Origin of the sequence: Bifidobacterium aerophilum (genome assembly GCF_010667685.1) — a bacterium.
GTDB lineage: Bacteria > Actinomycetota > Actinomycetes > Actinomycetales > Bifidobacteriaceae > Bifidobacterium > Bifidobacterium aerophilum.
Genome location: NZ_WHZW01000002.1, coordinates 116896 through 127801 on the forward strand (window position 1 = coordinate 116896; position 10906 = coordinate 127801).

Annotated in this window: 6 protein-coding genes; 4 read left to right on the forward strand and 2 right to left on the reverse strand. The window is 62.9% G+C overall.

Going from position 1 to position 10906, the window contains the following annotated elements; all coding sequences use genetic code 11:
* Positions 1 to 45: 45 nt before the first annotated feature.
* Positions 46 to 2778, forward strand: coding sequence for an NAD-dependent DNA ligase LigA (gene ligA / locus GFD25_RS01360; RefSeq protein WP_420837536.1), 2733 nt, complete (start codon positions 46 to 48; stop codon positions 2776 to 2778).
* Here the strand turns inward: ligA and GFD25_RS01365 are convergent.
* Both GFD25_RS01365 and GFD25_RS01370 read right to left on the reverse strand, forming a co-directional pair.
* Positions 2775 to 2972, reverse strand: a complete 198-nt coding sequence (locus GFD25_RS01365) for a DUF6199 family natural product biosynthesis protein (protein WP_163229199.1) — start codon at positions 2970 to 2972, stop codon at positions 2775 to 2777. The two genes, ligA and GFD25_RS01365, sit on opposite strands and share 4 nt — an antisense overlap.
* A 202-nt stretch (positions 2973 to 3174) precedes the next feature.
* Positions 3175 to 4281: an Mrp/NBP35 family ATP-binding protein gene (locus GFD25_RS01370; protein WP_163229201.1), complete on the reverse strand. Its 1107-nt coding sequence runs from the start codon at positions 4279 to 4281 to the stop codon at positions 3175 to 3177.
* Positions 4282 to 4571: 290 nt separating this feature from the next.
* Here GFD25_RS01370 and GFD25_RS01375 point away from each other — a divergent pair, with 290 nt between their 5' ends.
* The 3 genes from GFD25_RS01375 to GFD25_RS01385 all read left to right on the forward strand — a co-directional run bounded on the left by GFD25_RS01375 (position 4572) and on the right by GFD25_RS01385 (position 10756).
* Positions 4572 to 6551: a DUF7604 domain-containing protein gene (locus GFD25_RS01375; protein ID WP_239512334.1), complete on the forward strand. Its 1980-nt coding sequence runs from the start codon at positions 4572 to 4574 to the stop codon at positions 6549 to 6551.
* A gap of 426 nt (positions 6552 to 6977) precedes the next feature.
* Positions 6978 to 9365 (forward strand): DUF7604 domain-containing protein, encoded by a 2388-nt coding sequence (locus tag GFD25_RS01380; protein WP_239512335.1) that lies wholly within the window; start codon positions 6978 to 6980, stop codon positions 9363 to 9365.
* Positions 9366 to 9550: 185 nt separating this feature from the next.
* The gene (locus GFD25_RS01385; RefSeq protein ID WP_163229203.1) at positions 9551 to 10756 is read left to right on the forward strand and encodes a SpaA isopeptide-forming pilin-related protein; all 1206 of its coding nucleotides are present in this window, start codon (positions 9551 to 9553) and stop codon (positions 10754 to 10756) included.
* Positions 10757 to 10906: the final 150 nt, after the last annotated feature.

Here is a 10906-nt window from a genome sequence, read left to right on the forward strand (position 1 = left end):
GAGTGACAGCGTGACATTCGTGACAGCGTGACCATGGGGAGAGACATGACAACCGAACAACTGGCATGGGATTTCGATACGCCGGCGGACGGCGGCGACGCGAACGCCGCGCCCGCGGTGGTGGCCGACACCGGACTCAACCGGTTCGCGCCCGGCAGCGAACCGTGGATCGCCGCATTGCAGCCGACCGACGACGACGCGATGCGCCTCGACCGGCTCGACGTGGCTTCGATGACCTCCGAGGCGGCCGCCCGTCTGTGGGCGCGCGTCGCCGCGTGGGTCGAATCCGACCAGATCGCCTACTACATCGACGACGCGCCCGTCTCCTCCGACGCCGCGTACGACGCGCGCCTGCGATGCCTGCAACGTCTCGAGGCGGAGTTCCCGTCGCTCGACTCGCCGCAGTCGCCCACGCACCGCGTCGGCGGCACGTTCTCCAACGATTTCGCGTCCGTGCGCCATCCCTCGCGCATGATGAGCCTCGACGACGTGTTCTCGATCGACGAACTGCGCGACTGGTACGACGGCGTGATCCGCGATCTCGACTGGCCCGAATCCAAGCCGCTGCCGATGAGCTGCGAGGTCAAGATCGACGGTCTGGCGCTGAACCTCATCTACCGCAACGGCGTGCTCGAACAGGGCCTGACGCGCGGTGACGGCGTGACCGGCGAGGACATCACGTTGAACGTGCGCACCATCGGCTCGATCCCCGCGAACCTGGGCGGCCCGGCCGAGGACATCCCCGAATTCGTGGAGATCCGCGGCGAGGTGTTCATGCGCTGGGACGACTTCCATGCACTGAACGCCGAACAGGAGGACGCCGGCCGCGCCCCGTTCGCCAACCCGCGCAACGCGGCCGCGGGGTCGCTGCGCCAGAAGGACCCGCGCATCACCGCCACGAGACGGCTCAGTTTCTACGCGCACGGCATCGGCACGCTACGCTGGGGCGCCGACCGTCCCGCTGGCTCGCACGACGTGGTCAACGACCAGTCCGAGGCGTACGAGCTGTACACCAAGTGGGGCGTGCCGGTGTCGCCGCACAACCGTACCGTCACGAACTTCCGTGAGATCCTCGACATGATCGACTATTACGGCGAGCATCGCGGCGACATCGAACACGCGCTCGACGGCATCGTCGTCAAGGTCGACGATTTGGGACTCCAACGCTCCTTGGGCGCGACCTCGCGCGCGCCGCGCTGGGCGATCGCCTACAAGTACCCGCCCGAAGAGGTCAACACCGAACTGCTCGACATCACCGTGCAGGTCGGCCGCACCGGCCGCGTCACCCCGGTCGCCGTGCTCAAACCCGTGTACGTGGCCGGCTCCACCGTGGCTCGCACCACGTTGCACAACCCGTCCGAAGTGGCCCGCAAGGGCGTGCTCATCGGCGACACGGTCGTCGTGCGCAAGGCCGGCGACGTGATCCCCGAACTCGTTGGTCCCGTGCTCGAACGGCGCAAGGGCCGCGAGGACACGCTGCGCGCGTTCGTCATGCCTGAACATTGCCCGTCGTGCGGCGCCAAGCTTGCCCCCGCCAAGGAGGGGGACAAGGACATCCGCTGCCCGAACGTGGAAAGCTGCCCTGCGCAGTTGACCGAGCGCATCATCAACTTGGCCTCCCGCAAGGCGTTCGACATCGAGCATCTCGGCGACCAGTCGGCCATCGCGCTGACCAATCCGGAGGAGAACCGGCCCGATTCGGTCGCCACCTATGCGCCGAACATCACCGAGATCCTCGTCAAACCGGGTGAGGAACCGGAGCCGTACGAGCCGGTGCCCGGGCTGGAACTGCCGCCCGTGCAGACGCCGGTGTTGTCCAGCGAGGCCGGCCTGTTCGACCTGACCGCCGCGGATCTCAAGGACGTGCGCGTATGGCGCGAGGCCGCGATCATCGAAATCCACGAGACGACCGACGCCAACGGCAAGACGAAGAAAACCCGCAAGCGCGTCGGCGGCTCCGGCCTGTGGCATCAGGTGCCCGCATTCTGGACCGCGCCCACGGCGGCGAAAAAGCTCACCTCCAAGCAGCTCGCCGCACGGGACGCGGCCGCGAACCAGCCGGCGGGGGAGAGCGCGGCGCAAACCGCGGAACGCTCCGCCGCGACGGCATACCCCGATTACGACGTGCCCGCGGACGCGGTCGTCGTGCGCGTCGACCACAAGACCGTGCGCGGAGTGACGACCGGCGTGCCGGTCATCATCCGGCCGGGGGAGAACACGCGCAAGATGTTCGACGAAATGGACAAGGCGCGTCACGCTGACCTGTGGCGCGTGCTTGTGGCTCTGTCGATCCGCCGGCTCGGCCCGCCCACCGCGCGCCTGCTCGCCTCGTCGTTCGGCACTCTGGACGCGCTCGAACATGCGACCGTCGACGACCTGTCCGCCATCGACGGCATCGGACCGGAGATCGCGCAATCCGTGGTGACGTGGTTCGCCGAGGCTCGCGAACCGGGCAACTGGCGTGGCGCCGTGCTCGACGCATGGAAACGTGCCGGCGTGGGCGTCGGCGAGGCCGAAACCAGCAGTCTGCCGCAGACTCTGGTCGGCAAGACGGTCGTCGTCACCGGATCATTGGAAGGCTATTCACGTGATTCCGCCAAGGAGGCGATCATCGAACGCGGCGGCAAGGCGGCCGGTTCGGTGAGCAAGAAAACCGATTATGTAATCGTCGGCGCGAATGCCGGCTCCAAGGCCGCCAAGGCCGAGGAGCTCGGCATCCCCATGCTCGACGAAGCACAGTTCGCGCGGCTGCTCGAAACGGGCGAGGTCGAGGGCTAGGAGCGCATCTCGAGCAGCGGGATCGCGATGGCGGCGATGATCAGGATCACGCCGCCCACGCGGGCCAGCGTCAGATACAGCTGGGTCGGCTCGCCGCCCTTGACATCCCAGAAATGGTCGATCTTCCACGTGATGCGCGGCCAGCCGATCAGCAGGATGCCATAAGCGGCCAGGATGATGGCGAGCAGGATCATGATTGCCTCGTTTCTTCCCGGGAGCGGCCGCCGACGGGGCGGGACGCCTCGTCGCGTCGTCACTCCTTATATATCAGTATAGAAACCGGTCAAGTGCGGCCCGCCGCGCATTCGCGAACGGGCCGCACAGAGAACGGGCTGGTCGAATCGGTCCGATGATCCGAACGGTCCGAACTGTCCGAACGATCCGGTCCGTGAACGATCAGCGCATCAGCTTCTCGGCAAGCGTGCGGAACTCCCGTCCGATGCCGTCCGAACGCAGCGCGCCGTCCTTGTCCAGCACCGCAGGACGCCCGGCCTCGCCGGTCTCGCGCAGTTCCGGCTCAAGCGGCAACTGGGCCATCAGCGGCACATCGTAGCCGAGCGCGTCGGTCAGCTGTTCGGAGACCCGCCGGCCGCCGCCGGCCCCGAAGATCTCCAGCCGTTCGCCCTTGTGCTCGTACCAGCTCATGTTCTCCACCACGCCGCGCACCTTCATCGGCACCTGCAACGCGACCAAACCGGAACGCACCGCCACGTCGGACGCGCTCGGCTGCGGGGTCGTGACCACCACGAGCTCCGCGTTGGGCAACGCCTGTGCCACAGAGATCGCCATGTCGCCGGTACCGGGCGCCAGGTCGAGCAGCAGCACGTCCGGCTCTCCCCACCACACGTCAGACAGGAACTGCTCCAACGAACGCTGCAGACGTGGTCCGCGCCACAGGATCGCCCGGTCCGCGCCCGCGAACATGCCGATCGAAATAAGCTTGACGCCCCACGCGGTCACTGGCATGAGCATGCCGTTCAAATTCGTGGGCTGCGCGTGCACGCCGAACAGTTTCGGCAGCGAGAACCCGTAGATGTCCGCGTCGATCGCCGCCGTATCGTAGCCGAGCGCCGCGAACGTGGCCGCCAGATTCGCCGTGACCGACGACTTGCCGACGCCGCCCTTGCCGGACGCGATCGCGAAGATGCGCGTCTTGACGCCCGGCTTGTTGAACGGGTTCTGCTTGCGTTCCGCCTTGAGATCGGCAACGAGATCGGCGAGCTTGTCATGGCTCATGGACGTGACCTCGATATGCGGGACGAGCGTCGCATCCGGGTACGAGGCGATCGCGCCGTTGATCTGGTTGGTGATCGTCTCCGACAACGGACAGCCCTCGACCGTAAGCTCGACCTGCACGGTCACGTCGTAGCCGTCCCCGGCCGGCACCGCGTTGATGGCCGCGATCATGCCCAGATCGGTGACCGACCGGCCGAGCTCGGGGTCGATGACCCGGCTGAGCCTGTCATAGATCGCCGCTTCGATCTGCCTTGCTGTCTGCGTCATGAGGATCCTCCTTGTTTTGCCGGTACACCAGCCTAGCGTGAACCCCGTCGCCATGCCAGAGGCATATTCCGAGTGGGATCGCACATTGTGCGACACGCCCGGAATTGTTATTTATGGGGGTGTGTTGTGGTGTGTTGCACGAACGCATGCGTGAATTACGGATGGATGATTTACCCCGAATTTTAGGGGCTTTGATGTCATGAAAGGCTCCTTACGCTGATCTCGCCAGTAATAGGTACAAGGTCCTCTGCCGGCTGTTTTCAACAGGGGACCGGAGAGCTGAGGTCATTATGAAGTTTCAGAACAACCACGGCAGTGGCATCTGGGCGAAGCGTCTGCTGAGCGCCGTCGCGGCCGTGGCCATGCTGGGCGCCGGAGTCGGCATCGCGGCCTACGCGAACGACGACGCGTCCGCTCCCGCCACGCAGACGGGCGTTGCCGCCGCGCCTGCCGATCCGTCGCTGAACGCGCCCGCGCATACCAAGACCGTCACGGCCAACGCCGACGGCACGTACACGGTGTCGCTGAACGTGACCGGCGCGTCGAGCAGCACGGACGGCGAGATCGTCAAGAACCAGCCGCTCGACATCGCGCTGGTGCTCGACGTGTCCGGCTCGATGAGCCAGCGGATGAACGATGGCAAGACGAAGATCGACGCGTTGAAGAGTGCCGTCGATGGATTCATCAATGCGACCGCCGCGAAGAACGAGAAGCTTGATGAGTCGGAGCAGCCGAACCAGATCGCACTGGTCAAGTTCGCCGGCAAGGAGTCCGATGAGATCGGTGATACTTCGTATACCGGTCATTATGGGAATCATAACCAGTACGAGTACACGGCAAACCATACGCAGATCGTCAGCAACCTGACTACGGATGCGACGGCGCTGACCGATGCGGTCAATAATTTGCAGCCCAACGGTGAGACCCGCGCCGACTTCGCTTTCGACAAGGCCAAGACCGTGCTGTCCGGCGCTCGCGACGGTGCCAAGAAGGTCGTCATCTTCTTCACCGACGGTGAGCCGACCTCCGATCAGAACTTCGACCCGACCATCGCCAACACTGCGGTCAGCGAGGCGAAGTCGCTGAAGGACACCACGATCTATTCGATCGGCGTGTTCGACGGTGCGAAGCCGTCCGATACGACTTCGCAGTTCAACTCCTACATGAACGCCGTGTCGAGCAACTACCCGAACGCCACCGCGTACAACGCGCTCGGCACTCCCGGCGAGAAGGGCGGTTACTACAAGGCCGCTACGAACTCCAGTGAGCTGAACAACATTTTCGAGTCCATTCGTCAGGAGATTTCCAAGACCGCGAAGTACACGGATGTGACGGTCAGCGACAAGCTGTCCCAGTGGTTCGTCGGCGCCGCGTCCGCCGACGGCAAGCCGTCCGACTTCACGTACACGAAGAACGGTCAGCCGTGGGCCGAGGCTCCGGCCGCGACGGTTGCCGCCGACGGTACGGTCTCCTGGCCGGTCGTCGCCGATGGCGCCACGCTCGAGGACGGCGTCACCTACACGGTGAGCTTCAAGGTCAAGGCCACGCAGGAAGCGTACGACGAGGCCGTCGCCAACCACAAGGACGACGAAGCCGCTGCCGGTGACAACAACTTCTACACGAACGACAACGACGTGGCCAAGGTCTCCTACAAGACCGTCGTCACCAGCACCACCGGCGAGACGACCACGGGCGACCTGCAGAACGTCGCCTACAACAAGCCGACCGTCACCCTGCCCGTGTCCACGATCACCGTGACCAAGGCATGGAAGGACAAGGACGGCAAGGACGTTGAACCGGGTGCCGACTCCGTGTCCGTGCAGCTGCAGCAGGACGGCGCCGACTACGGCGAGCCGGCCGAGCTGAACGCCGACAACCAGTGGACCGCCTCGTTCACCGTGCCCGCCGGCCCCAACGGCCACGTGTACACCGCCGTCGAGAAGGCCGTCGAAGGCTACAAGGCCTCCTACGACCTGAGCGTGAGCGCCGAGCCGTCCAAGATCGAAGGCGCCGGCATCAACCTCAACGGCCTGACCGCCCAGGGCGGCGCCATCGCCGTGACCAACACCCGCGAGGATGCCGCCAAGCCGCCGGTCGACAACGGCGACAAGGGCAACAAGGGCGACAACACCGCCAAGACCCCGACGAAGACCCCGGCCAAGAAGCTGTCCGTCACCGGTAGCTCCGTGGCCGCGTTCGGCGGATTCGGCGTGATGGCCCTGATCGCCGCCGGCGTCGCCATCGCGATCCGCAAGCGTCAGACGCTCTGACGCAACGCGCATAACGCGCGCATAGGCCGAAGGCCCTTCTCCGTCCGGTTTCGTACGGTCGCCCCTTGATTGAGGGCGATCGCGGAGACCGAGGCGGGGAAGGGCCTTTTTACGTGCGCCCGCGACAACGTTGAATGATCCCCGTACGGTGTAGGCGGACGGGGACGGATGGTCGGTCCCCTCGCCGGTTGCTTCATTGGAATGTCTTGGAATGCGGACGTAAGCCCATCGCGACACGCCCGGAGCCGTCGAATACGGGGGTATGGTATGGCGAGTTTCCGAACGGCATCGACGATTTTCGGATACATGATTTGCCCCGAATTTTAGGGGTTTTGGTGTCATACCAGCCTTTTTAGGCTGACTTCAGCAGTTGAAGTAAAGGGCCTTTCGCCATCATCGACGGAAGGCAGAGAGGCTGAGGTCATCATGAAGATCCAGAACAACCGCGGGGGAGGTTCGCTCGCCAAGCGACTGCTGAGTGCGTTCGCCGCCGTGGCCATGTTGGGGGCCGGCGTCGGCATCGCCGCCTACGCGAACGACGGCACCACGTCCACCGACACGGCCGCGCAGGGAACCGCCGCCGTCCAGACGGTCGATGCGAACAGCGAACCGGCAGATCCGACGCTGAGCGCGCCCGCGCACACCAAAACCGTCACCGGCAACGGCGACGGCACGTACACGGTGTCGCTGAACGTGACCGGCGATTCGAGCAGAACGGACGGCGAGATCGTCAAGAACCAGCCGCTTGATATTGCGCTGGTGCTCGATGTGTCCGGTTCGATGGATAATTATATGGGCAGTGAGAGGAGGATTGAAGCACTGCAGAGCGCTGTGAAAACGTTCATCAACGAGACTGCCGCTCAGAATAGTTCGATCACTGACCCAGCGCAGCAGAACCGAATCGCATTGGTCAAATTCGCCGGAGATGAGAACGATGAGATCGGCAACGATAAAGATTGGAACGGTTATAACTATTCTCAAATCGTAAGTCCGTTGACGACCGATACGGATACCCTGAATCAGGATGTCGATGATTTGACAGCGGGCGGAGCTACACGGGCTGACTACGGTTTTGGAAAGGCACAGGCAGTTCTAAAGGATGCTCGTACCAATGCAAAGAAGGTCATTATCTTCTTTACCGATGGTACGCCGACAAGCAATAGTGAGTATGAGGATGGCGTCGCCGCTGACGCGATCAACACTGCGAAGAGTCTTAAAGACAAAGGCACGACTGTATATAGCATCGGAGTTTTTAGCGGCGCGGATCCCAAGGACGTCAGCGGTAATGAAAATCGGTTCATGAACTATGTATCCAGTAATTATCCGGATGCCCATGTAACGGTATCGACTGATCGGTGGGGGCGTCCAGTCCGCTATACGTATGTTCATGGCAGTAGAGCTGAAGGTAATCACTATTTCTCCGCCACGAACTCCAGTGAGCTGAACAATATTTTCGAGTCCATCCGTCAGGAGATCTCCAAGACCGCGAAGTACACGGATGTGACGGTCAGCGACAAGCTGTCCCAGTGGTTCGTCGGCGCCGCGTCCGCGGACGGCAGGCCGTCCGACTTCACGTATACCAAGACCGTCAAGGGCGGCAAGCCTGAGGCTTGGGCCGAGGCTCCGGCCGCGACGGTTGCCGCCGACGGCACGGTCTCCTGGCCGGTCGTCGCGGATGGCGCCACGCTTGAGGACGGCGTCACCTACACGGTGAGCTTCAAGGTCAAGGCCACGCAGGAGGCGTACAACGAGGCCGTCGCCAACCACAAGGACGACACGAACGCCGAGGGCAACAACAACTTCTACACGAACGCCGGCGCATCGGTCGACTACAAGACCGTCGTCACCGATCAGGACGGTAACAAGGTTATCAGTGCCAGCCGCAGCACGAATTACAACATGCCGACTGCCACTCTGCCGGTGTCCACGATCAAGATAACCAAAGCGTGGAAGGACAAGGACGGCAAGGATATTGCTCCCGGTGCCGACTCCGTGTCCGTGCAGCTGCAGCAGGACGGCAATCCTTATGGCAACCCGGTCACGTTGAACGCCGGCAACAATTGGACGGCTTCGGTCACTGTGCCAGCCGGTCCGAACGGTCATGTGTACACGGCCAAAGAGAACGCGATCGCAGGCTATACGACTTCGTATGACCTGAGTGTGAGCGCCGAGCCGTCCAAGATCGAAGGCGCCGGCATCAACCTCAACGGCCTGACCGCCCAGGAGGGTGCCATCACTGTGACCAACACGAGGTCCGAGGTCACGCTTGCTGCGAACCAGTTCGTGCAGGTGCAGAAGGAACTGTCCGGCCGTACGTGGAATGATCTCGGCGACAACGACGGTTTCTCGTTCACGCTGGCCGGTGTTGATAACGCTCCGTTGCCGAAGACCACGAGCGTGACCGTCACCAAGGCCGACAAGGACACCGACACCACGTCCGTGGCGAAGGCGTTCGGCGACATCACGTACACCGAACCGGGCACGTACACCTACACGCTGACCGAGAATGCCGACACGAAGCTTGCGGGCTTCGCCTACTCGGCTGCCAAGTTCACGGTCACGGTCACGGTTCCGGCTTCCATGGACGCCACGGGCATCACAGTCAAGGTCGAACGTGCTGAAGGGGCTGACACTGACGGCACTGTCAACGGCAACACCGCCGAGTTCGTCAACCGCTACGTGGCCGTGTCGGCCCTGCCGCTCACCGGTGGCAGCTCCGCCCGTGACTGGACGGTGTTCGGCGGCGGACTCGGCGTGATGGCCCTGCTCGCGGTCGGCGTCACGATGGTGATGCGCAAGCGCCAGACGCTCTGACCTATTCCAAAGGTTCTTCGATTCCGGTTCGGTTCGCCGGTCGTCAATTGTCACGGCGGGTCGAACCGGAACCCGGAACCTTCGGTCAAATAAAGATTTGCGGATCGCGGTGGCTCTGCTCTCCAGGGCTGGATGCCTTCCGCGATGCAAAAAACAAGTAAGTAATTAGGAAGAGAGGATTTCTCATGAAGTTGAGGAAGCTTTTCGCGGGTGTCGCTGCTGCGGCTACCCTTCTCGGCGGCTTCGCCCTCGGCGCCGCCACCGCCAACGCGGCCGATCCGGCTGACATCTCCGGCAAGACCATCACGGTCACCGCCACCGATGCTAACCAGTTCTACACCAAGCCGTTTGATGCTAAGAACCCGACCGCGAACCTGCGTACGTTCAAGTACGTCGAGCTCGCCAAGTACGTGACCGACGGCAACACCGGCGTCGCGCTGCAGGGCGTGGCTACTGGAGATCAGGTTACCGCTGCGTTCCAGGCCATCGGATACGATGCGACCAAGGACGACTACAAGGATCAGTGGATCTGGCTGGGCAACAATACGCTGACCGCCGATCAGACCACTGCCTTCGTGAATGCCCTCAAGCCGCTCGCTCAGACCGACATTGTCCCGGCTCCGTCTGCCAACGGTACGAGCCAGACCTTCACTCTCCCTGAAGGCGGTCTGTACCTGATCGTCGACCAGAGCGGCAAGCTCGTTCTCGAGGACAACGCCAACCACACCCTTGTGTGGAACGGCAACACCCCGATCCTTGCCGGCACTGAGATCAAGACTTCGGATCCGAAGGTCGAGGGTGCCACCGGTGCCCTTGCTTCCGGCAAGGTCGATCTCAAGAGCAGCAAGATGGACACCGCCAAGGCCGATGCCGTGACCTGGCAGAAGGTGGACAAGACGTTCACCGGCCTCGCTGGCTCTACCTTCAATGTGTACGAAGGTACTCCTGAAGACCTTTCAAAGGCTACTCCGATCAAGTTCGTTGGTCAGTCCGGCATCTACAACCTGCCGTACGAAGGCGAAACCGGTGCCGTTGCTGATCTGACCTCTGACGGTCAGGGTAACTTCACCCTGTATGGCCTCAAGCGTGGCACCGTCTACACCGTGGTTGAGAAGTCCGCTCCTACCGGTTACAACAACAACTTCAAGGGTTCCTTCACCGTCACCGTTGGCACGGATGGCAAGCTGACTTTCGCTGCCACCGATGTTTGGAAGCTCGCTCAGGATCACGAGGGCAAGTTCGTTGTCGTGAACGTGAAGAACATCTCCCAGCTGCCGCTCACCGGTGCTGCGGGCACTGCGCTGTTCTCCGTGATCGCCGTGCTGATCGCCGGCGCCGCGGCGACCGTGTTCGCCAAGTCCCGTTCCACCAAGCGCGCGCTGAACGCGTGAGCGAACGGTAACCTGCGTGCGGGTCGTTGATATCGATATCCCCGATAATCAACGGGCGTAACGTAGGATCTTGATCACAGTCGGTTTCCGCACGTATATTGTGTGGGGACCGACTGTGTCGTATCTACATTTTTGTCATGGGGGGGGGGG